The sequence below is a fragment of the Cupriavidus metallidurans CH34 genome, assembly GCF_000196015.1.
GTDB lineage: Bacteria > Pseudomonadota > Gammaproteobacteria > Burkholderiales > Burkholderiaceae > Cupriavidus > Cupriavidus metallidurans.
This window is the reverse complement of record NC_007974.2, coordinates 901858-924448: the sequence shown is the minus strand read 5'-3', so window position 1 is coordinate 924448 and position 22591 is coordinate 901858. Positions and strand designations below refer to the sequence as shown.

Annotated in this window: 23 protein-coding genes and 1 pseudogene; 11 read left to right on the top strand and 13 right to left on the bottom strand. The window is 60.9% G+C overall.

Features of this window, described 5'->3' with window-relative positions; all coding sequences use genetic code 11:
* Position 1: 1 nt before the first annotated feature.
* Complete coding sequence (locus tag RMET_RS22325) at positions 2–1048, bottom strand: ABC transporter substrate-binding protein (protein ID WP_011518819.1); 1047 nt, start codon at positions 1046–1048, stop codon at positions 2–4.
* Positions 1049–1296: 248 nt separating this feature from the next.
* A complete protein-coding gene (locus RMET_RS22320) occupies positions 1297–1740 on the bottom strand; it encodes an RrF2 family transcriptional regulator (RefSeq protein ID WP_011518818.1) in 444 nt (147 codons plus the stop codon).
* Positions 1741–1824: 84 nt separating this feature from the next.
* Here RMET_RS22320 and RMET_RS22315 point away from each other — a divergent pair, with 84 nt between their 5' ends.
* Entirely contained in the window at positions 1825–2799 is a 975-nt protein-coding gene (locus tag RMET_RS22315) for an alpha/beta fold hydrolase (protein WP_011518817.1), read from the top strand.
* A gap of 43 nt (positions 2800–2842) precedes the next feature.
* Positions 2843–3265 (top strand): SDR family oxidoreductase, encoded by a 423-nt coding sequence (locus RMET_RS34395; protein ID WP_011518816.1) that lies wholly within the window; start codon positions 2843–2845, stop codon positions 3263–3265.
* 6 nt (positions 3266–3271) lie between these two features.
* Here RMET_RS34395 and RMET_RS22305 read toward each other — a convergent pair whose 3' ends face one another.
* The 8 genes from RMET_RS22305 to RMET_RS22270 form a co-directional block, all read right to left on the bottom strand.
* A complete protein-coding gene (locus tag RMET_RS22305) occupies positions 3272–3847 on the bottom strand; it encodes a hypothetical protein (protein ID WP_011518815.1) in 576 nt (191 codons plus the stop codon).
* Positions 3844–4494 (bottom strand): SCO family protein, encoded by a 651-nt coding sequence (locus RMET_RS22300; RefSeq protein WP_029309516.1) that lies wholly within the window; start codon positions 4492–4494, stop codon positions 3844–3846. Before RMET_RS22300 ends, RMET_RS22305 begins: the two co-directional genes overlap by 4 nt.
* A complete protein-coding gene (locus RMET_RS22295; protein WP_011518813.1) occupies positions 4460–5068 on the bottom strand; it encodes a c-type cytochrome in 609 nt (202 codons plus the stop codon). Before RMET_RS22295 ends, RMET_RS22300 begins: the two co-directional genes overlap by 35 nt.
* A 15-nt stretch (positions 5069–5083) precedes the next feature.
* The gene (locus tag RMET_RS22290; protein ID WP_011518812.1) at positions 5084–5683 is read right to left on the bottom strand and encodes a cbb3-type cytochrome c oxidase subunit II; all 600 of its coding nucleotides are present in this window, start codon (positions 5681–5683) and stop codon (positions 5084–5086) included.
* Entirely contained in the window at positions 5680–7269 is a 1590-nt protein-coding gene (locus tag RMET_RS22285) for a cbb3-type cytochrome c oxidase subunit I (protein ID WP_011518811.1), read from the bottom strand. The genes RMET_RS22290 and RMET_RS22285 overlap by 4 nt, the downstream gene beginning before the upstream one ends.
* Before the next feature lie 156 nt (positions 7270–7425).
* Positions 7426–8397, bottom strand: coding sequence for an AraC-like ligand-binding domain-containing protein (locus RMET_RS22280; protein WP_011518810.1), 972 nt, complete (start codon positions 8395–8397; stop codon positions 7426–7428).
* Between the two features lie 3 nt (positions 8398–8400).
* Positions 8401–9402 carry an AraC family transcriptional regulator gene (locus RMET_RS22275; protein ID WP_011518809.1) on the bottom strand — a complete coding sequence of 334 codons (1002 nt, stop codon included), beginning with the start codon at positions 9400–9402 and terminating at the stop codon, positions 8401–8403.
* A 281-nt stretch (positions 9403–9683) separates the two neighbouring features.
* Positions 9684–10403 carry an SDR family oxidoreductase gene (locus tag RMET_RS22270; protein ID WP_011518808.1) on the bottom strand — a complete coding sequence of 240 codons (720 nt, stop codon included), beginning with the start codon at positions 10401–10403 and terminating at the stop codon, positions 9684–9686.
* Positions 10404–10606: 203 nt separating this feature from the next.
* On the opposite strand from RMET_RS22270, the gene pdxR reads away from it, so the two are divergent.
* The 7 genes from pdxR to RMET_RS22235 all read left to right on the top strand — a co-directional run bounded on the left by pdxR (position 10607) and on the right by RMET_RS22235 (position 18436).
* The gene (gene pdxR, locus RMET_RS22265; protein ID WP_029309514.1) at positions 10607–12040 is read left to right on the top strand and encodes a MocR-like pyridoxine biosynthesis transcription factor PdxR; all 1434 of its coding nucleotides are present in this window, start codon (positions 10607–10609) and stop codon (positions 12038–12040) included.
* Positions 12041–12171: 131 nt separating this feature from the next.
* Positions 12172–12609 (top strand): carboxymuconolactone decarboxylase family protein, encoded by a 438-nt coding sequence (locus tag RMET_RS22260; RefSeq protein ID WP_011518806.1) that lies wholly within the window; start codon positions 12172–12174, stop codon positions 12607–12609.
* Between the two features lie 8 nt (positions 12610–12617).
* On the top strand, positions 12618–13058 hold the full coding sequence (locus tag RMET_RS22255) for a cupin domain-containing protein (protein ID WP_011518805.1): 441 nt from the start codon (positions 12618–12620) through the stop codon (positions 13056–13058).
* Positions 13059–13375: 317 nt separating this feature from the next.
* Positions 13376–14842 (top strand): efflux transporter outer membrane subunit, encoded by a 1467-nt coding sequence (locus tag RMET_RS22250; RefSeq protein WP_035822472.1) that lies wholly within the window; start codon positions 13376–13378, stop codon positions 14840–14842.
* Positions 14843–14868: 26 nt separating this feature from the next.
* Positions 14869–16143: an HlyD family secretion protein gene (locus RMET_RS22245; RefSeq protein ID WP_035822478.1), complete on the top strand. Its 1275-nt coding sequence runs from the start codon at positions 14869–14871 to the stop codon at positions 16141–16143.
* Between the two features lie 32 nt (positions 16144–16175).
* Positions 16176–17735 carry a DHA2 family efflux MFS transporter permease subunit gene (locus RMET_RS22240; RefSeq protein ID WP_011518802.1) on the top strand — a complete coding sequence of 520 codons (1560 nt, stop codon included), beginning with the start codon at positions 16176–16178 and terminating at the stop codon, positions 17733–17735.
* A 125-nt stretch (positions 17736–17860) separates the two neighbouring features.
* Entirely contained in the window at positions 17861–18436 is a 576-nt protein-coding gene (locus tag RMET_RS22235) for an RrF2 family transcriptional regulator (RefSeq protein ID WP_011518801.1), read from the top strand.
* Between the two features lie 45 nt (positions 18437–18481).
* On the opposite strand, the pseudogene RMET_RS32715 reads toward RMET_RS22235, so the two are convergent.
* The 3 genes and pseudogenes from RMET_RS32715 to RMET_RS22225 all read right to left on the bottom strand — a co-directional run.
* Positions 18482–18682, bottom strand: a pseudogene (locus RMET_RS32715) (SDR family oxidoreductase); the annotation flags it as partial.
* A 98-nt stretch (positions 18683–18780) separates the two neighbouring features.
* Complete coding sequence (locus RMET_RS22230; RefSeq protein WP_011518800.1) at positions 18781–19989, bottom strand: NAD(P)/FAD-dependent oxidoreductase; 1209 nt, start codon at positions 19987–19989, stop codon at positions 18781–18783.
* 327 nt (positions 19990–20316) lie between these two features.
* Positions 20317–20550, bottom strand: a complete 234-nt coding sequence (locus RMET_RS22225; protein WP_029309508.1) for a hypothetical protein — start codon at positions 20548–20550, stop codon at positions 20317–20319.
* A 217-nt stretch (positions 20551–20767) separates the two neighbouring features.
* Between RMET_RS22225 and RMET_RS22220 the strand changes: the two genes are divergently transcribed.
* Both RMET_RS22220 and RMET_RS22215 read left to right on the top strand, forming a co-directional pair.
* Positions 20768–21775 carry a helix-turn-helix transcriptional regulator gene (locus RMET_RS22220; protein WP_232310529.1) on the top strand — a complete coding sequence of 336 codons (1008 nt, stop codon included), beginning with the start codon at positions 20768–20770 and terminating at the stop codon, positions 21773–21775.
* A 150-nt stretch (positions 21776–21925) separates the two neighbouring features.
* Positions 21926–22528 carry a TetR/AcrR family transcriptional regulator gene (locus RMET_RS22215; RefSeq protein WP_011518798.1) on the top strand — a complete coding sequence of 201 codons (603 nt, stop codon included), beginning with the start codon at positions 21926–21928 and terminating at the stop codon, positions 22526–22528.
* Positions 22529–22591: the final 63 nt, after the last annotated feature.

Genomic DNA, 22591 nt, shown 5'->3' with positions numbered 1-22591 from the left:
ATCACCCCAGACTGACACGGCTCGGGTTGATGGATTTCAACGTCTCGTCGTGGATCACGCTGCGAAACAGCTCCCGCAAATCGCCCGTGGGACGAGGGGCAAGCTTGTTGTCGATGGCCCATTGGGCCTGGCTGACCAGATCTTCGACGAAGCTTTTGTTGAACTCCACCTTGAACTCGAACGTAGAGGTGAACTGGCGGATCTCTTCTGGCGTGCTGCGAACGCGGCTCGACACCTGCTCCGGCCAGGCTGCGTTGGTGTGGATATGGTTCTCCGCATCAAGCAAGGCATTGACTGCATCGGACAGCAGGGGCTTTCGACTGCTGAGCGTGGCCTGATTGACCAGCAGCAACTGATGGCTACGGAAGTACTTCTCGTAGCCATTCTGGGTGAGAAACACCACCTTCCCGCCACTCTGACGCTGTGCGGCACTGCCAGCCAGTGCCGTCCAGGAGAATGCGTCGATATCACCGCGTACCAGCGCACCTACCAGGTCCGAAGGCGCGATATTGATCTGCGTGATGTCACCTGGTGCCAGTTTGGCGAACTCCAGATACTTCGCCAGCGCATACTGGCCCGACGTGCCAGCGGGGGTGCCAATCTTCTTTCCCCTGAGACTTGCCGGGTTCCTGGGATCAATCCCACTGCGCTCGCTGGCGACGATTTTCATGTCATACGAGTAGCGGCTGAAGTTCGCGAGTACCGCCGGCTTGAGGCCCTGCAGCACGGCAAATACCAGTGGCGTATCCGTCGTCGTCGAAAAGTTCGCCGAGCCACCCAGCAACGCCTGCATGGCGTCACGGCCCGTCGTGAAGTCCTGGACGCGCAGGTCCACATTGCGCTTCTTCCAGTAGCCGGCGCTCTCGGCCACCGCTGTCAGGGCCCACGTGTAGCCAGCACTGCCTGTGGCTAGCGTCGCCTGTTCGCGCTGTTGCGCCAGCGACAGACCGGGCAGCACGCCTGAAACACCTGCCGCCGCAGCGCCGATTCCCCGCAACAGCGAACGTCGACCTCCGTTGACGTAGGAGGCCTCGAAGACCGAACTCATGTACCACTCCAAGCAATTGCAAACTGGGCAATCTTAGGAATCCACCTGGTGGCACACAAGGAAGCATTTCAACTATCGAACTGCGGAACTGGTTCGTAGATTCAGCACATAAGACCGTTTCATCGCACCGGGAAAGGCGACTCGCCTAACTGCTCTCACCGCAGGCATCCGCACAGATCGAGCGTGGCAAGGACGCAATTCCGGCGCGGTCATGGCAATTGCTCTGGCGGCAGTCAATTCACGCGGTCTTAGACCTGGCCACTGGGTTTCCCTGATATCGACGAGGTAGCATCTCGGGCGATTTCGGCCAGGCGCTTCTCTCCAAAAAACCGAAGCATCGTCATCTCCGCAGAACTCAGTGCCTCATTGATGTGGCGATTCACCGCAGCCTCTACCGGGCATGCCGGGTTGTCGTCAGCAGGGCCGAGTGCGAAAAGCGCGGTGTGTGCAATCGCCACGTAGACATCCTTTACCGTGAAGTCCTCAAGGTCTCTCGCAAGGTCCCATCCGCCCCCTCGTCCACCCGTGGATTGGACGTAACCTGCATCGCGCAGCGCCGCCATCGTTCTTCGAACCACAACTGGGTTGGTGTGCAGCATCAATGCAATGTTCTCAGACGTGGTTGAACCACCGCGTAGATGCATGTGCACCAGAACGTGCAGGAGTCGGGCCAATCGGGTGTCGAATCGCATGAAAGCAGAACTATTGAGTTTCCGTAATGTTTGATGTTACGCTAATGCAATGCGTGCTGTAAACGACCATGATTCCGAGCCACGATGAGCGCCTACCGTCAGAACTTTATTGAAGCCAACGGCATCCGACTGCATGTCGCAGAGCAAGGCGAGGGGCCCTTGGTGCTGCTTTGCCACGGGTTTCCTGAGACATCGCATGCTTGGCGACATCAACTCGCAGCACTGGCGCAAGCTGGTTTTCACGCTGTCGCGCCAGACTTGCGCGGATATGGGTTGAGCGACTGCCCTGAAGGTATTGGGCAATACACGACGCTTGACGTTGTCGGCGATCTCGTTGCGCTCGTTGGCGTACTCGGCGAAAGCGAAGGGGTCATCGTCGGAAACGATTGGGGTGCGACTATTGCGTGGCAGGCGGCAATGCTCCGGCCCGACCGATTTCGGGGTGTCGTGGCGCTCGGCGTTCCGATGATGGGCCGCGCGCCATTTGCGCCAAGTCGCCTGTTTCCGCAGAACGACCAAGCGTGGTTTTACACCCATTACTTCTCCAAACCTGGACTCGCCGAAAGCGAGCTTAAGCGAGACGTTGCTGCGACCCTTCGCAAGATCTACTTTTCGGCCTCGGGCGATGTCGGCGTTCGCGGCGCCAGCACTCCGAACCCGTTCGGACTGGTACCCCGGGGCAAGCAATATCTCGATGCCCTCGGTGATTTCCCGTCATTGCCGGATTGGCTTGGCTCCTCCGATCTCGAAGCGTTCGTACGCGCCTTCAATGTCTCTAGCTTTCGAGGCGGCCTGAACTACTACCGGAACCTCGACAGAAACTGGGAAATGCAAGCAGCGTTTGAGGGGCTTCGCATCGAAGTGCCTGCCCTTTACCTTGTCGGCGAAAGAGACACAGGGCTCGCTATGCCTGGCATGCGTGAAATCATCGATGCCATGCCCAAAATCGTACCAAAGCTGCGCAAGTCTGATGTGGTACCGACGGCAGGACACTGGTTACCCCAAGAAGCACCGGACGTCGTCAACGCAGCGTTAGTCGAGTTTCTCCGGGAGCTTTGACACCATCGATCATCGCTGTCCCTTCCTGGCGCGTCACCGGACATTGCCAGCTCAGCAACAAGGGACTACTACGGGTCGGTCAGGCACTGTCATTGGGAGAAGCTGCGAAGCGTGCTCGTATCGACCGGTCCGTCGAACCATTCTGCGTTCACTGGCTGAAGGCGCCGCGTACAAGGCCAACGCAGGAGCCAGCATCGTGGCGGCGCTCGACGGACTGGCGCGAACGCTGGCCGTGGAGCTGGCACCGATTCGCGTCAACGTCGTCTCCCCGGGCGTGGTCGATTCCCCGACCTGGGACTTTCTGCCGTCCGACGCGCGCGCCAGTGTGCTACACGGCATCGGCGCGGGTCTTCCGGTCGGTCGCGTGGGTACTGCATCGGAACTCGCCCAGGCGGGCCGCTTCCTGATTGCCAACGGCTTCGCAACCGGCACCGTCCTGCAGATCGACGGCGGTGATGTGGAGTGAAGCGAGCTAGATGTCCGATGACAGATCCGCAAGACCCGCCTTGCGAAAAACCCATCCAAGCAACCATAGTCCTGCGCCGGCCGAGTAAGCGACGATGCCAGCTCCGGCCTGATGTTGGTCTCCGAGCAGATAGTTCGCGCAGAGTCGCACCGGCTCTTCAACGAAGATCAATCCAACTGTCACGCCCATCCAGACCAAGTTGCCAATGAAGAAGAGTAAAACGGGCCACGGCGAAATGCGGATTGCAAGCGCCATCGAAAATCCCGCCACGCACACCGAAGCATCGCGCGCAATGCCCGTAGCCATCGACATTCTGGACAGGTCAATGGCAATGGGCACCATCCAGACGCCATATGAAAATGTGCACAGGGTACAGAGAGCGAGTCCGTAGGGCCGCATCGCGTCCATTAGGCTCCGGCGACTTATGACATATAGCTCGGCGAAGGCCCAACCCGCCGCGGCCAGACATGGCAGCAGACACAACATCAGCGAAGACATCGATGCCTCGACGACGTCACGGAGCGGGGGCAGCGCCGGAATCAGGAGAATCAGCAGAACGAAATGCCATGACTTCCTGCTCATCGCGCCGCCTGACGCACGACGCTTCGTGCAAACAAATACGCCTGTTGAAATTGCTCCATTGGATACGTGGCCAAAACCACACCATTCGCGGAAACCACGTCGAGTGCCCCGTTATGCGTGATGCCGCCCATCCCATCCGGGATCGCTATCACATCCGCCTGGCGTAGCAACGCGTTCAGTTCGCGCGAATCGCTTGCGGTGACCACCTCCCACTCTGGCAAGCTCGCCCGATACGTTGCTGCGTACGTTTTCAAGTCGCCAGCCGTATCGCGCGCGTCGAGTGAGATCGAAACAAGACCAAGTTGACCTGACAAGCCATCGGCCTTGACCTGGTGAGACAACTGCGCGAACTCGCCGCCCAGCGCGCTACATACGGTATTGCAGCGTGTGTAGATGAAATCCACGATGTACACCGTCGACGTCGCGTTTCCGGAAAACAGTTGCACACCATGCCCTTGCTGGTTCCGCACTGCAGTCGCTGGCATTCGAAGATCCAGCGACGCGATCCGCAGGTCACGCCGCTCGTCCAGTGTCCAGGCCGACAACCCGTAGGTCAGCGCGTGCAGCCCGCCGATGCCCGCCGCCAGTACGGCGGCAAGCGCCAGCCACGGCCTAGCCGCCGGACCCGCCAAGCGCGGCGTCGCCATCGAAGGATCCTTTCATTCCGGCAGTGTCGGCACGCGATGCCGCAACGGCTTCCGCCGAAATTGCCGAAGCACTATTTCCCCACTGGACGCGTACATGTGTCAGTACGGCCGCGATCTCGGCATCGGTAAGCTGGTCGGCAAATGCCGGCATCGCCCCGTTATAGACCGCGCCCTTGACGGTCAGCTTGCCGGTCACGCCTCGCAATACAATCCGTGCGACACGGGACTCGTTACCGTTGACCCATTCCGATCCGGCCAGGGGCGGAAAGACGCCGGGCAAGCCTTGTCCATTGGATTGGTGGCAAGCCACGCAGCGGCTCTGAAAGATTGCGGCGCCGTCGACCTTCGCTCCAGCGCCCTTCGCATTGCCGCGCAGGTCCGCCAGCGTGCGGCGATCGCCCAGTTCAGGCGCCTGATTGATTGGAGCCGTGGCGATGTACCACGCCCCCCATGCCACCAGAACGGCAACCATTGCCAGCACATAGCGCGGAATGGGCGCCTGATTCTCATGCGGGTCTTCATGCTCGCGCGCACGCGCCGCCTCGGCCTGCCGTGTTTCCCGAACATCGGTCATTGCAGTCTCCTGCCTTCAGCGCGCCGCAGCGCCATTGATCGGTGGCAATACGGGCCCGGTCCGGTTCAGTGACTGCAGGTATGCCACAAGATCCAGCGCCGCCGCAGTGGGAACAATCACCTTGCCAACTGGCGCGTAGCCTGGTGGCAAGGTGATGGCCTTCTCGCCGGCATCGGGAGCGTCCTTGGCATCGAACAGGTATGGATAGCTCGGCATGATGCTGCCGCTGACATAGGCACGGGGCTGGTACAGATGGCCGAGATGCCAGTCTGCGCTGGGCTGGCGCACCCCGATGTTCATCAGATCCGGCCCCGTTCGCATGGTGCCGAGAAGATGGGGGCTGTCGTAGTAGTAGTCGCCGGCAACGGCGGCTCGCCCCCAGCCACGTTTGGCATCGGGCGCGAAACTGCTGTCTCGTGGTTGCTGCGAATGACAGTAGATGCAGCCATTGGCGATATACACGCCGCGCCCACGCAACTCCGCTGTGGTGTACGGCTTCAGGCCTGGCGTTGGCTTCACGTCGTGCAACTGCAGGTACGGGATCACGACCAATGCGCTGGTGGCGATCGCCAGCATCGTCATGCCACCTGCAAGCAGTGCGTTTTCGTTGTTCATGTTTCCACTCCCTGCTCCGGCTTGCCGCCCTGGTGAAACAGCGCAGGACGATCGCGCTTGGGACCAAACCCGAAGATCGCGCATACGAAGTTCGCAACAAGACAAAGGTGGCCGGCCAGCATCATCGTGCCGCCCACCGACCGCGCCTTCAGATAAGGAATGGTCACCTGCACCGAATCCATGAACGGACGAGCGGCATCAAGCATGGCCATGCCCTGCAGCCAACCGCCAATGGTCAGACTGACGAAGTAGACGCAGATCCCGCCGGCAGCCAGCCAGAAGTGGCAATAGATCATCCAACGGTACGGCCACTCGCGACCGGTGATACGCGGCACGATGAAGTAGATCGCGCCAAAGAACGCGAAGCTCACGAAGGCATAGAGGCCAAGATGCGCGTGTGCGACCGTGTAGTGCGTGAAGTGGGTGACGCGATTGACGGCTCGCAACGCCTCGAAGGAACCCTGAATCGAGCTCAGCGTGTACATCATGCCGCCGAAAGTCACGAACCGAAGCGTCGGGGATTCGATCAGCTGGCGAAAATGGCCTCGTAGCGTCTGGTGCTGGTTGATTGAGAACGCGATGACTGGAATCAACATCATCATGCTCTGCACGATTGACAGTGTGATCAGCCACCCCGGTACCGGTCCGCCCACCAGGTGGTGCCCGCCCACTTGTCCGTAGAAGAAAGCCAGCGCCCAGAACCCAAGCAATGACAAGCCATAAGACCTGACAGGCTGCCCAATGATCTTCGGCAGGAAGTAGTAGATCGAGGCAAGCGCAAGCGGCGTGTAGAACAGACCCAGCACGTTATGCCCGAACCACCAGTTCATAGTGGCCTGCTCCACGCCGAAATGGAGACCCGGAATGTTGGCAACGAGAAAGAGCACGGGGAACCAGAACAACGCGCATCCCATGTACCAGACGGAAACATAGAGGTGGTCGACCTTGCGATTCACCAGCGTCAACACAAGGGGAAAGCCGACGAAAGCTCCGCCGATCACGAACAGGATGTCAACCTGCCAGGGAATCTCCAGCCATTCGAGTCCATCGGAAATGCCCGCCGCGATACTGCCGATACCCGCGATCAACCCGGCATTCCAGAGCGCGGCCCCCAGCACGGCCCAGCGCCCGCCCATCAGCTCGGTCTTCAGTAGGCGCGGCAGCAGAAACATCGCGATGCCAAGCCCCGCCATCGGCGCCCAGCCATAGGCCACCGCGTTCAAATGAATCGTGCGTATCCGACCAAAAGACAGCCATGGCACCGAAGCCAGCAGATCGGGCTCGTGCAGCTTGATCGACGCGGTCAGGCCGGCGACCGAAGCAACCAGAAGCCATACCATCGCGCAACAGATGAACAGGAACACGACTGGCGCGGATGACCGGTCGGCTTCTTCGCGCGACCGGTCGACAATTCCATGGCGCGCCGAAGCTGGGTCTTCCGAGTGCCCAGCCTCCTCATCGGCGAAGATCACGCGTGCCGCGGCCGGCGAGGTATCGAACAGGCCCTTCCGCATACTCCAGATGAATGCCCCGAGGGCAAACACTGAAAGCAGAAACGCCGACATCAGGATGGCGACTGTATTCATGAAGACTCGCAGGCAACGCGTATCCGACGTGAATCCGCTGGTGAGTTCGAGGCGAACGATGAAACGTGCTGGTGCCGGAGCTTACGGCCGAAGCCCGGTTACTTCACATAGCCACTTTTGATTCATTTTCAGGTAGCCATTGGAGCGGCGTCGACGCTACGAGGATCGGAGACGCTTCGGCCGATCCCGCGCTGGGCAGGCATCGCTGCCCGATGTGTCACCGGGCTCAAGCAGATTCGTCAAATCGGCGCCGCGAGAGAAGCCGGCGCGAAGCGCGATCTCGGGCACAGTAAAGGCCTCGAATGCGCGAGACGCCAGCATCCGACGCGCATTGGCGAGACGATGCGTGACAAGCAAGCTCGCAAAGGTGTCGCCGAACGACGCGAGCACACTGTGCAATTCGCTCTCTGCAATCGCCAGCGAATTCGCGATGTCGCCCGCGCTCAGCAGGGGCTCCGCGCTCCGGTTGGCAATGCAGGCGAAAACCTTGTTGTAGAGCGCAAGTGCGGCAGACGAGGCCGCGATCGGTCTTCCCGTTGTTCCGCTTGCCATGGCGAGCATGGCGCCGAGATGATCGATCATCATCGATGCCGGCAACGGTCCATCACGCAGCGCGTGTGGCGTCATCCCGGCCACGAACGCAGCCAGCGCATGATCCATTTGGCCGGCCTCGCCGCCGAGCGGCCGGCCAACCATCCGGCTCGGCTCCCGCACCCAGCGGCGCAGCCATGCTTCGGGCATCTTCACGTGGGTGACCTCGTAGGCTGACGGCATTTCGATGAGATTGGCCCTTGCCGAATCGATCAGGAATGCCTGCCCCGCCCGCACACGCGTGGCGCCCGCATGTTCCACGTACCAGGCTGCGCGTCGATTCACGATGAGGTGGTAGGTGTGTGCACCACTCCGCGCAAGCTCCGCGCGACCGCGCAATGACCGATGCGCGGATCCGCATTGCGACAGCACGTCTACGTCATCGATTTCGAGCATCGACATATGCGAGGCGAGCGCACCCGTGTGTGTGGCCTCCACCTGCATTGGGACAAGGGCCGAGGACAACGCCGCGGCGAAGTAGTCAAGTCGCTGCGTTCGGGGAACGGCGTTGGTCGACCAAGTCACGATTGCGCTCACGGCTTACTCCTCCTTCGGATCGTCGCGGGACGAGGGGCCAGCGTGCGCGCGGCGGAGCTGGTTTGGCGTGTGCCCCACGCGAGCACGCATCACCCGGGAAAAATGGGCGGCATCGGCAAACCCTGCCCGCCGCCCAATCTCGGCGACGGTCAGCCTGCTGAAGCTCGATGATTCCAGCATCCGAACCGCATCCGCGCATCGCATGGCCATCAGTACGGCTCCAAACGTCGTGGACGATCTTGCGAAGTGGCGATGGAGACTGCGTACCGAAATGCTTACGGCTGCAGCGACGTCGGCCGCGCACAGGGTCGCCTCGCGCGACTGTCCGGCCATGCAGTCGCGAATGCGATCCAGCACCGCGGCACCCTCGGTTTTGGCTGGCTTCGGTGGAACTGCGCTCCTGCTTTGCGCAAGGAACGCCAGCAGCGATCCGATGTGGTCGCCAATGAATGACCGTGGCAGCGGATAGTCGGCGAGCCGTGCGGGTTCCAGACTCTGTAGGAATGCCGATAGCGCGCGGCCCCAGCTATCGTTCGCGTCTATCCTGGCGCCGACCAGAACGGACGGTGCGGGCAGCCACTGCCGGATCCAGGCTTCCGAGAGCGCGACGTGAACGATGTTGAAATCGTTGCCGATCTCGAGATTGAACGGAATAGACGAGTCGCACATGATGACGTCGCCGGGCCCCAGACGTTCGCGCGTCAAGTGCTCCAGTGTCCATGCGGATCGCGTGCTGGTAAGCAAGTGGAATGTTCGCCCCTCGGCTCTCGCGATATTGCCCCTGTCGGCAAAGCAACGGTGCGGGGTTCCGCGCTGGCGGATGACTGTCATGCCGCCCAGGTCGGCCGCGGACATGTCCACGCCAAAGGCACTCGGCGCGCTCCCGCTCAACTGGATCGGGAAGATCGCTGTTGCCAATGCATGGGCGTAGTAGTCGTACCGCTGGCTTTGCGGAACATCGCTGGTGGACCAGTTCCTGATCAACAGGGGCGATTGGGCACGCATGGCTAGACCTCATGGTCGGAACGGCCGCCAATACCGGTCTGGTATCGGCGGTCATCTCATGGGATTTGATGCCAGTGTGCCCGCGCGCGACCAGCGCAACCGGGATATAAGTGCCAGATGACACGATCGTCTGGCCGCTGCGTGCCAATCGGCCCAAAGGGGCCAAAGAGCACAAAGGGGCCAACGAGGCCACAAGATGTCTCGCCGGCCTTCGGCGGTGCCACCGGCCGTCTCCGCAACATGCCCTTCCATCGCAAGACTACGGGGCACTGTCCCGGGCGCTAGAGCGCTGCCTTGCCAATCGACGCGCCGCCATCCACGAACAGCGTCTGCCCCGTAATAAAGCCGGCAGGCTCGGAAAGCAGGAATTCGATCGCGGCGGCCAGTTCATCCGGCTTGCCCAGACGCCCCATCGGCACCATGGACAGAAATCGCTTCTCCGCATCGCTGCCCTGTGGCGTATTGGCACGGAACATTTCGGTTTCAACAGGCCCCGGCGCGACCGCATTCACCGTGATCCCGGTGGGTGCGAGTTCGAGTGCCCACGTTCGTGTGAAGCTGATCATGGCGCTTTTGGCCGCGGCATAGACGGAGCGGTTCGCAACGCCCAGCACGACAAGGCTCGACAGGTTCACGATACGGCCCCAACCCCGCTCCCGCATGTCCGGCAACAGCGCCTGGACAAGCTGAACGGCTGGCCGCAGGTTCGACCGAAACATGTCGTCCATGGCATCCAGGTCGATATTGCCAAGTGGCGCAAGCTCGATGAACCCCACGTTGTTCACGACACCGTCGATCACGTGCTCGGACCTCAGTGTCGTCAGCGCATGTTCAGTGGCAACCGGGTCCGTGAGATCGATGGGCACCAGAATGCCGGGGAAACCGGGGTCGGCGTTACGCGCGACGCCGATCACTTTGTGCCCGGCAGCCGCCAGGCGATGGGACAACGCCCGGCCGATTCCCTTGCTCGCACCGGTGATCAGGAAAGTCTTGTGTGACATTGCATATCCAGGTTCCGTGCCGGAGCGCCCTCGCTTCGGCCAATTTTGTATCGATTGCTACGAAATTATTATAGATCGATCGATACAAAACACAACGAACACGCCGAGACCCCACATCGCCAGTGTGGTTTCGGGCCGCGTACTCCTCTTCAACGCCGCAACTAGCCCTAGAATCCGGCGGAATCGCCATTCGCGCCTACAAGATGAACGCCCACATCAAGCTCCGCGGCCGCCGTGACCTGGCTGGTCAGATCTATCGACAGATTCGCGCCAGCATCGTCGACGGACGGCTCGCGCCAGGAGAACGCCTACCCTCCACACGCACGCTGGCGTCGGAGCTCGACGTCTCCAGAAAGACGACGCTCGATGTGTTCGAGCGGTTGATCGGCGAAGGCTATCTGCGGTCTCGTACCGGCGACGGAACCTTCGTGTCCGATGAGATGACGCGCCTGGCGCCTACGCCGCCGCGCGAGCGGATCGTGCAGGCCACTGGAGCGGTGTGGGAAACGCTACCCGAGGCATTGCCCGCGAGCCGGAAAGACATGCCGGCACGCTTCGATTTCGTAGGCGGCGTCACCGACAAGCGCCTGTTTCCGTTCGACAAATGGCGCAAATGCGTTAGCCACGCGCTGCGCATCCAGGCGCGCGGAAACGGTTCTTATCACGACCCATCGGGCGATCAGGAACTGCGTCTGGCCATCTCGCGTTATCTGGCTTCGAGCCGCGCGGTGGTCAGCAACTGGCAGGACGTCATCGTTACCAACGGAGCGCAACAGGCCATTGAACTGCTGGCGCGCGCGGTCATCCGGCCAGGCGATGTGATCGCGGTGGAAGATCCCGGCTATCCGCCCGCGCGAAGCGTCTTTACCGCGGCGGGCGCCAGGGTGATCGACGTACCGGTCGACAAGGACGGTCTGCGGGTGGATGCCCTGCCGTCGAAGGCGAGGATGGTCTATGTCACGCCGTCCCACCAGTTTCCGCTAGGCATGCCGATGACGCTTGAGCGTCGCCTTGCCCTGCTCGAATGGGCGCACCGGCGAGGCGCTCTCGTGATCGAGGATGACTATGACGGCGAATACCGCTTCGAGGGCAGACCGATGGAATCATTGAAGAGTCTCGACAACGCCGGAGTCGTTGCATACGTTGGCACGTTTTCGAAGACCATCTTTCCGGAACTGCGGATTGGCTACATGATTCCGCCGTCGTCCCTGGCGGCCACGCTTCGAAAGGCCAAACAGGTCAGTGACTGGCATAGCAGCACCCTGATGCAGACCGCATTGGGCAAGTTCATGCTGGACGGATACTTCGCCAAGCATCTGCGCCACATGCACCGGGAGTACGCCAGGCGACGCGCGACGCTGCTGGAGTACCTGCAGGGTGACCTGGCCGACGTCTTCACGCCGCTACCGTCCGTGGCCGGCATCCATCTGGTCGCGATACTGGCCGACGATACAAACGAAGCAGACATCATTGCCCGGGCCAACCAGGCATCGGTGGGCCTGTACGGCATTTCCAGGATGTTCAATACCCAGCCTTCGCGGCAAGGCATTCTGTTTGGCTACGGCGGCATCGGTGTGGACGATATACGGAGTGGCCTGACCCAACTCGGTGAAACACTTCGCGCCACCCGGCGTTGATGGCGTGCGTCGAAAAATTGGTCACCTCAAAATAGCCATAAATCGGTACTAAAAGGTCACCACTTCATTGCCTAAGCTTGCGTCTGAGGCGTGCCAGCCGGCACGCATATGAACAAGCCAAGGAAAAAGTCATGACCCAACGTCTCGATTTCTACAATGCCAACCCGAACGCCATCAAGGCGCTGCTTGGGCTGGAAAAGCGCATCAGCGAATCCAGCCTCGAGAAGTCCCTGGTGGAACTGATTCGGCTCCGCGCCTCCCTGATCAACGGCTGCGCCTACTGCATCGACCTTCATACCGCGGACGCGCGCAAGGGAGGAGAAGACGATCGCCGCCTTGCCACGCTGTCCGTCTGGCGCGAAACACCCTTCTTCACAGATCGCGAACGCGCGGCGCTGGCCTGGACCGAAGCCGTCACGCTCGTATCTCAGAATCATGTGCCAGATGAAGTCTGGACCGCCGTGCGGCCGCACTTCGACGACGCTGAACTCGTGGACCTGACGCTTCTGATCTCGACCATCAATACGTGGAACCGCTTCGCGATTTCGTTCCGCAAGACACCAGCGTGAGGTCCGCCATGACAGCGCTCGCCATACGTCGCAATGTGCTTCAGGTGCCCCTGATTGCTGCCATGCTGCTCTGCACCATGGCAGCCACCAGGCCGGCACTTGCGCACGAAGCCGGACACGAGACAACAACGCCGGTGATGAAGCAGGACATCCCCGAGGCCAAAGGACGTCATGTGTTCATGATCACGGTGGCCTACGAACCGGGGCAAGCCTCTGAACCACATCGACATCCAGGTTCGATCTTTGCCTATGTGCTCGACGGTGAAGTGGAATCCCAGCTCGATGGCCAACCCGCCCGCGTCTACAAGGCGGGAGAAGCCTGGTATGAACCGCCAGGCGCAAAGCACCTGGTGTCCCGCAATGCCAGTTCCACCAAGCCTGCGAAGTTGCTTGTCTACGGGATTGCGGAGGGCAACATGCCGGTGAAGCTGCCGCTGGACGCTCGCTAGGCACCGGGAGCCCGGACATGCAGTTGGGCCGCCCGGCCTGATGTCGCGACGCTGCCGCCCGTCCTGAAATCCACCCCAGATTGACAGGGCGACGCGTCGCCCTGTCATCGCTTTTGTCGTTCGCGCATCGGCCGCCGAGGCCAATACCGCGCATCGGTTTTCGCAATCGAGCCGATTGAAAGAATCCATCGCTGCGCGCCTTGAATTTATTTGCCTAGGCAACTATTGTCCAGTCAGTTAAATATGCGGACGGCGAAATCAGTTCAGGGATGCACGTCCAGTCACTTTATCCACCACACCAATTGATGAGTCGGAAAATGGTTTGGCAATCACCCCAGGCGAAGCAGCGCGCCACACTGCTCGCGCTCTCAACGATAGTGGCCGCAGTACTTGCCGGATGCGCGAACTATGCGGGCATTCATAGCGACAAGGAGATGGCACTGCCGACGCAGATTGCCACTGCGCAAAGCCTGCCGTCCGAGGGAGGGCATTGGCCCGCCACGGACTGGGCATCACAGTTTGGCGATGCGCAACTCAAGGCCCTGATCGACGAAGCCTTGGCGGGTAGCCCATCCATCGACAAGGCACGTGCCCGTATTGCGGCGGCCGTGGCATTCAGCGAAAGCGCCAATGCGAACACCCTCCCTCAGGTAGGCGCGGGGTATTCCTGGACTCGCCAGCGACTGACTGAAAGCACCTTTATACCGCCAGCCTTTGCCGGCACGTGGCAATCGGAAAACAAGGCGATCATCAGTGCGTCCTACGAGCTCGATCTTTGGGGCAAGAATCGCGAAGCCCTCCGTTCCGCGGTCTCGATGGTCCACATGACGGAGGCCGAAGCGGAGCAGGTAAGACTGAGCCTGAGTCAGGCCATCGCCCGCAGTTACAACGAGCTCGCCCGCTTGTACGCGCTTCTGGATATTGCGCGCGATGAAGTCACGCAACGCGAAGAAGTCCTGCGGGTCACACGCGGTCGGGTCCGGATGGGACTGGATACCGCCGTGGAGCAACAGACTGCCGAAGCGAACCTCGCGGCGGCGCAGGTTTCCGTTTCGGCCCTTGAGGGAAGTATCCAGCGTACCCGCTACCAACTTGGCGCGCTGCTCGGCAAAGGCCCGGACCGCGGGCTCGCCATCGCCAAGCCGGCACTCGGTGGCTCCGAAGAAATTCATCTGCCTGACAACCTTCCGGCAGACCTCCTGGCACGCCGCCCCGACATCGTCGCCGCGCGCTGGAGAGTGGAGGCCACCACTCACGACATCAAGGTGGCGAAAGCCGAGTTCTACCCAGACATCAATCTGAGCGCTGCCATCGGCCTCGATGCTTTCGGGTGGGGACGCTTTCTGCATGCGGCGAGCCGCACGGTCTCCGCCGGCCCTGCCATCCACCTGCCGATCTTCGACGGTGGCGCACTGCGGGCGCAACTAAAAGGACGCTACGCCGACTTCGACTTTGCCGTGGCGAATTACAACGACACCCTGATCCAGGCATTGACCGATGTGGCCACGCAACTGTCGGACATTCGCTCCGTCGACGCCCAGATCATCAACGCGGTCCGAACCGACGAGGCCGCGCAACGCGCCTTGAACCTGGCGATGGCGCAGTACCGCGCCGGCCTGACCACGCAATTGACGGTGCTGAATGCGCAGACCACGGCATTGGCCAGTAGCCAGACCGTGACAACGCTCCGAATGCAACGACGCGACCGCCAGATTGCGCTGGCAGCGGCCCTCGGCGGCGGGTACACGGCCGACGACACACAAAGCGCGGACACAACCCGGTGAGCCGCCACGCCACAGATACAGGTGACATGATGACCACGACCAACCCGAACCCCACTGACAATCCCAAGGCCGCGTCCGGCGCGCCGAGAACCCGCAAGCGTCTGCTGGCCCTGCTTGGGCTGGGCGCTCTGGTGGCAGCGGCAGGCTACGGCGCGTACTACTACAGCGTGGCACGCTTTCACGAAGACACCGATGACGCCTACGTCAACGGCAATCTGGTGCAACTCACCCCTCAGGTGAGCGGGACGGTTGTCGCAGTCAATGCCGACGACACGGAGATCGTCAGGGCGGGCGATGCGATCGTCACGCTTGATCCCGCAGACGCTCGCATCGCTCTGGCCAACGCCGAGGCGGCGCTCGGGCAGACCGTTCGCCAGGTAAGTGCGTTATATGTCAACAACAACACGCTGGCTGCAACTGTTCAACAGCGGCAGGTGGACCTTTCCCGGGCGCGAGATGATCTGCGGCGTCGAACCGAAGCCTCGGAAAGTGGCGCGGTTGCCGCGGAGGACGTCGCGCACGCAAGGGACACCGTGAAGGCTGCCGAAGCCGCGCTGGAAACGGCGAAGCAACAGCTCGCCTCGAACCATGCGTTGACCGACCAGGCTAGCGTGGCCGATCACCCCAGTGTTCAAGCAGCCGCCACACGCGTGCGGGATGCCTATCTCGCCAATGCGCGAAACACGCTGCCCGCTCCCGTGACCGGCTATGTCGCCCGTCGATCCGTGCAAGTCGGTCAACGTGTCGCGCCTGGCAATCCACTCATGGCCATCGTGCCTCTCGATGGAGTCTGGGTAGATGCCAACTTCAAGGAGGTTCAGCTCAAGCACATTCGAATTGGCCAGCCAGTAGAACTCCACGCCGATCTGTACGGCGGCAAGGTGACCTATCACGGCAAGGTCGTCGGCTTCTCCGCGGGCACCGGTAGCGCGTTCTCCGCGCTACCAGCGCAGAACGCGACTGGCAACTGGATAAAGGTCGTCCAGCGACTGCCCGTGCGGATCGCACTGGATCCGGTGGAACTGCGCGCGCACCCACTGCAGGTTGGCCTGTCTATGCAGGTCGATGTGGAGACCAGGGAGCGCGGCGGAGAGCTTTCCCCCGCCAAGGGCACAAGCACACCAATTCGCACCGCCTATCGCACCGATGTGTTCGAACGCTACGGTGCGGAAGCCGACAGCGAGATCGATCGGATCATCGCCCGGAACAGCAATAGCAACAGCGACAACTCCACGCGAAACGAAACGACCAGGAATGCGCGGCCGGTGGCCAGTCCTTCGGCACTCGCCAGGGCCTCGTGAAACCGTAGTCGCCAACGCTAACTGAGGGCATCATGCCAAATCCGATGACAAGCGAATTACCGCCGCCGCTGACCGGTGGCAAGCTGGCAATGGGCAGTCTGGCCGTCGCGCTGGCCACATTCATGAACGTGCTGGATTCATCCATTGCCAATGTCGCCATCCCGACTATCTCTGGCAACCTCGGCGTCTCCGTGGATGAAGGCACTTGGGTGATCACGCTGTTCGCGGCCGCCAATGCGGTAGCCATTCCACTGACGGGGTGGCTGACCCAGCGCGTGGGGCAGATCCGTCTGTTCGTGGGATCGATTCTGCTGTTCGTCCTGTCGTCGTGGCTATGCGGCGTCGCGCCCAATCTCACTTTTCTTCTCGCGGCGCGAATCCTTCAGGGAGCCGTCGCGGGTCCGATGATTCCGCTCTCGCAAGCAATTCTCCTGGGGTCCTATCCCAAGGAGAAAAGCGGTCAGGCACTCGCGTTGTGGGCGATGACCGCTACCGTGGGACCAATAGCCGGCCCGGCTTTGGGGGGATGGATGACTGACAGCTATTCCTGGTCATGGATCTTCTACATCAACATCCCCGTTGGGCTGTTTGCTGCCGCAGTCACCTGGGCGATCTATCGTAGCCGCGAGACAACAACCCGTATTCTCCCGATCGACGCCATAGGACTGGCAGCGCTTGTCACCTGGGTGGCAGCCCTTCAGATCATGCTCGACAAAGGCAAGGATCTCGACTGGTTCGCTTCGCCGGTGATCATCAGCCTGGCCATTGTCGCCCTACTCGGCTTCCTGTTCTTCGTGATCTGGGAACTGACCGAAGCCAATCCGATCGTCGATTTGAGGCTGTTTAAAGGACGCAACTTCCTGGCCGGAACCATCGCAATATCGGTGGCCTACGCGGTCTTCTTCGCGAATCTGGTCGTGCTGCCGCAATGGATGCAGCAGTACCTCGCCTATCCAGCCGTCAATGCCGGCCTTGTCACGGCGCCATTGGGCATCTTCGCGGTGGTGCTTGCGCCGGTCCTTGGCAAACTGATGCCAAAAGCCGAGTTGCGCATTCTCTCCACCCTTTCGTTTCTCGGCTTTGCCGCGGTGTTCTTCATGCGCTCCCACTACACGACGGGAGTCGACACATTCACGTTGGTTCTCCCAACGCTGCTGCAGGGCATTCCAACAGCATTGTTCTTTGTTCCGTTGACGGCCATCATTCTTTCCGGTCTCCCACCAGACAAGATCCCCGCCGCGGCCGGACTGTCGAACTTTGTCCGCGTGTTCTGCGGCGCTGTGGGAACGTCACTTGCGACCACTGTGTGGAACGACCGCGCCATACTGCATCACGCACAACTAGTCGAAAAGGCGAACCCTGGTAATCCGAACTACAGTGCCGCGCTGGAGGCCATCCAGTCCGTAATGCACCTATCCCCTGGCCAGGCGACCGCCTACTTTGAAAGACAGCTCAATACCCAGGCGATCATGCTGGGCCTGAACGACATCTTCTGGATATCAGCCGTCATCTTCGTCGCCATTGTTCCACTGATCTGGCTGACCAAGCCAGCGCGTGGCGCGGCGTCCGGTGCGGCATCCGCTGCCCACTAGCTGTCGTCGGTACGATCCTGGGTACATCAGAACAAATCGCAGGTGCTCGCCAAACATACATTTGCTTGCGGATCAGCGTGTACCTGTATAACCTGACAACTACGATTCGATAACTCTTAGTTGCCATGTCATTCATCAGCACCGGTGTGGAATACGGGTTGCATTGCCTCCTTTACCTGTCGCGCTCACAGGCGTCGGTGGAAACCGCTAGCGTGAGGGATCTCGCGGAACTGCAGGGTATCCCCGCTGACTATCTGGCGAAGTTGTTCACCAAGCTGGCGAAGGCAAATCTCGTAGTCGCTACCGAAGGCATACGAGGCGGCTTCAGCCTGGCGCGGCCTGCAGACAAGATCACAGTGCACGACGTCGTCGTCGCCATCGATGGCGACAAGCCGCTGTTCGACTGTCTGGAGATCCGCGACCGCTGCGCGGTGTTCGACGAAGCACCACCCGCCTGGGCCACGCGCGGTGTGTGCTCGATCCATGCTGTCATGCAATCGGCGGAAAAGGCGATGCGGCATGAACTCAGGCAACACACGCTACTCGACATTGCCAATCGCGCCATCGACAAGGCACCCAACAGTTACGGGACGCAGGTGGTCCAATGGCTGACGGCCCGGTCCGTCAACCGTCGCGGCGAGAAGTCCGAAGAGTCGTTGCCGCCCGCGCGCAAGTCCGTACGGACGCGCAATCGTGCATAAAAAATCGCCTTCCAGATGGAAGGCGATTCTCATTTGACAGGCTGCTCAGAAAGCGGCACGAACCACGCCACCATCCGCACGCAGTGCAGCGCCATTTGTCGCGGAAGACGCTTGCGAGCAGACATAAACAACCAGATTCGCAACCTCTTCAGGGGTAGTGAATCGCTTGAGGAGCGACGTCGGGCGTGCTTGTTCGAAAAAGGTCTTCTCGAATGCTTCGAACGATTGACCTCCCGAGAGCTTGTCGGACCCGGCAAGACCGCGGGAGCGCCCCAAGCTGCGCGGTCTTCGTCACTCCTTCAGGAACAACGAGGCAAGACGATCCGTCTTGCCTCGTTTACTCGTTACGCCACCACGATTCGACGCGGGTCCGCCGAGGCCAGTGCCTCGGCGCGATCCGCGCTTGGCGGATAGATCCACTCGGTGTTGATCTTCGTCTTCAACGCCTTGGCCTCGGCACCAACCAGCTTCACCTCGCGCTCCCAGCCCTCCGTGTACACCGCGCCCCAGGGGCCCAGATCCAGGCAGGTCACGTACTTTGGCTGGCTGTATGGGATTTGTTTGTCACCAACCAGGTCCGCGGCCACGTTGTGTCCGGCGGACCGCCCAAGGTTCATCGCATGCTGGCATGACATCATGGCGTAGTTACCGGCATCGTCAACAGCTGCATATGCGACATCGCCCGTCGCATAGACCGTCTCAAGCCCCCTGACCTTCAGATAGTTATCGACGTGCAGACGGCCAAAGCCGTCGCGCTCGGCAGGGACTTGAGCCGTGAGCTTGCTGGCACGCGCACCGGCGGTCCAGATGACCGTCGAGGCTTCGATACGCTCACCACTCTCCAGCGTCACACCAGCCGCGTCCACGGCCGCAACACCAGACCCGAGCTTCCACTTGACGCCAAGCTCCGTCAGCGCCTGGATGATGACTGGTCGTGGTCCGGCCCCCAGATCCGGACCAATCTCGCCGGCTCGCTCGACGATGATTACATTGACCTGCGCGTCGTCTCCCAGGACCTCGCGCAAACGTGCAGGCATTTCCGCCGCCGTCTCGATGCCTGTAAAGCCTCCGCCTGCAACCACGACCGTGTTCCTGGCGATGCTGGCCGGACGCGTCGCCAGCGACTCGATATGGGCTTCTAGCGTTGCGGCGGAAGCCACCTGATCGACGTTGAATGCATGTTCATCCAGCCCGGAAATCTGCGGCTTGAACAGGCGGCTTCCGGCGGCCAGCACAAGTCGGTCGAAACCAAGCACGACGGGTGATGTCTCCGCTGCGCTGCTGACCTCCACCTGCTGATTCGCCACATCGATCCGCTCAACGTAACCCTGTACAAACCGAATGCCAACGGCCTTGAATATCTCCTGCAGCGGCGCCTTCATTCCGCCTGGATTCTGCTCGTAGAGGCGCGGCCGCACATGCAGTTCCGCCTCGGGCGCCACCAACACGATCTCGATATCCGTGCGTCCCACTTCATCGAGCAGCCGGGCCGAAGCCAGCGCGCTCCACATGCCGGCGAAGCCGGCGCCAATCACAAGAATGCGTTTGGACATTTTCAAACTCCTGCATCAATCCCTGGTTTGAGTGATCCGGCCGCACCTGCATCGCGCGCCCGTTTTCTTCAGCAATGACAAGTGTCAACTGCAATACTACGATTCTACGAGTCGTAGTTATAAAAGCAAGGAAGAATTGAAAAGCCCGGGGTGTGGGTGCGGGAATCAGCGTCGTCCTTGCACAGTCGACCCGGACTCTCTAGCATTACTACCCCTTACAGAGTCGCAGTTTATGGAGGAAGCGAGGCATAAGCCCTCAAAGAGACCACCGGGTAGCCTGCGCCGCGGCACTGCCAAGGCAACGAGATGTCACCGGATGAAGCTTGCCTAGCCAGGCCGCCGGGACAGCAGGGTGAGTCCGACCTCTGCGAACTTGAAGTGCATCAGCCCGTAGGTCGGGAAATCAATCAAGATTCCCTCGCACGCATGTCGCCTCATGAATGACTCATATCCCGGGCTATATTCCGCATTGGTGAAACTGCACACGACCACGCCGGTTTCACGGTCGCCAAGCATCACCACATCACCAACCTTCGCGTCCAAGCCATTCAGATACTGCATTGCCACCTCCGAAGCCATGTTCGATCGGTGCCAGATCCAGACGGTCCGCAGGGGCAAAAGCGAAAGATGATTATGCGGCACATTTCGCGCGAAGTCCCCAATGCAACCGGCTAAGGGCGCCGGCCCGGCTCCAGTCAATCGGCAATTGCAGAGTGCCCTTGATATGCTTTGATGGATTGACTATTCATGACAGCAACACAGAATGCGTGGACGCTACGTGCCAGCCACGCCGACGACGATCCATGAGTGGGGAAAAAGGATGGGGAACGAGCTTGGGCAACTACAACGCTGGAGCACCGATCTGGTCCCAGCGACGCAAAGACGTGAGTACTTCCAGGCCGCCACCGAGTCGGCCATCATTCCGTTCCAGTTCGAAACGCCCTATTCGCCCGATCTGAGCGCGAAGATCGAGGCTCTGGCGCTCGGTCCCATTACCGTGATGCATGTGGCAGGCTCCCCCCATATCGCGCGGAGCACGGCCGCTGAGATTTCACGACAACGCGCACGCTGCCTGAATCTGGTGCTCAGCCGAAACGTTCCCTGGAACCTGGGCTACCAGTCGAGAGTTTCGATGCGCCCCATGGATTCATTCATTACGGATTCCCAGCAGGCGCTAAGCCTCGATATCGCTTTCGACTACGACTTCGTCAATATCGGCTTCGATCCGCAGTGGCTAAGCGAGTGGGTCCCTCAGACAGGCACAGTGGTCGGCAGGCAGTTTGGCGCTGACTCGCGCTGGGCAGTGGCGCTGAACACATTCATCGCGGCATTGCAGCCCACCGCAATCCTCAATGCGCCGCTCCCGCCCCGGCTGATCGTGGACCAGCTCGGTGCGCTGATTCTTCTGGCGTCGAGCGGACCAGATCAGGTCGCCACGCATAAACACGAGACCTCGAAGCCGCTGAACGAGAGAATCCTCGACTGCATTCGTTCGCGATGCACCGAGTCCACGCTGGTCGCGCCGCAGGTGGCAGCAGACCTGGGAATTTCGGTGCGATCCCTGCATCGCGTACTGGCCGCTCAAAACGAGACCTTTGGCTTCCTGCTGATGAAGGCCCGCATCGATATCGCCGTGCGCCAATTGTCATCGCCGGCGTTCAATCGCCTCACCGTGGCTGCCATTGGCCGCAGGTGCGGCTTCACTGACGACTCTCACTTCACGCGCGTTTTCCGGCGGCATGTGGGCGTGACGCCGCTAGCCTTGCGCCGGGCTCGGCTTGCATAGCCGGGATCCAACTGGCACAACATATCGCCTGCAGATCACTGATCGAACCCTCTCCACATTCCTCAGGCTCTACGCGAAAGATCGCCCTTGAATTTTGTATCGATCTATCTAAAATACGTTTCATATCATTCGATACAGAATCTCACTGCCATGGCACGACCTCGCCAATTTGACGCCCAAACAGCACTTTCCGCCGCGCAGGACGCGTTCTGGGCCAAGGGCTACAACGCCACCTCGACCCGCGAACTGACGCAGGCGATGGGACTGACTCAACCTAGCCTCTACAACGCCTTTGGCGACAAACGCACACTGTTCCTGCAGGCGCTTGAGGACTACCTGAATCACACGCTGCGCGAACGGATTGCTCGACTGGAAGGCACCCTTCCACCGGCCCAGGCGTTAGAAGCATTCTTTGCCGAAAGCATCGAGCGTGGCGTCTCCGATCCGCAGCATCGTGGATGCATGCTGATCAATACGGCGCTCGACGCATCGGCTGACGACCCTGAACTGGCGGCGATCGTTGCAGAGGAACTGACTACACTCGGTCACTTCTTCGAACGCACCATTCGCGCGGGCCAGGCCGACGGGACTGTCGACCCGACACTCGCTGCCAGGGACGTTTCGGCCACGCTGCTGTCGGTACAGATCGGCCTGCGCGTGATGTCTCGCGTCATGCCGGATCGCGCACTGCTCGAGGCATCCGTCAGACCCGTACTGGCTCTGCTCGAACGTAAGCCGCGCGGCACGACCTGACTTCTCCCTGAATTACGCTTCGCCTCTACGCGCGGCTGCCACCTGCGTGGGGCGGCGCTCGCC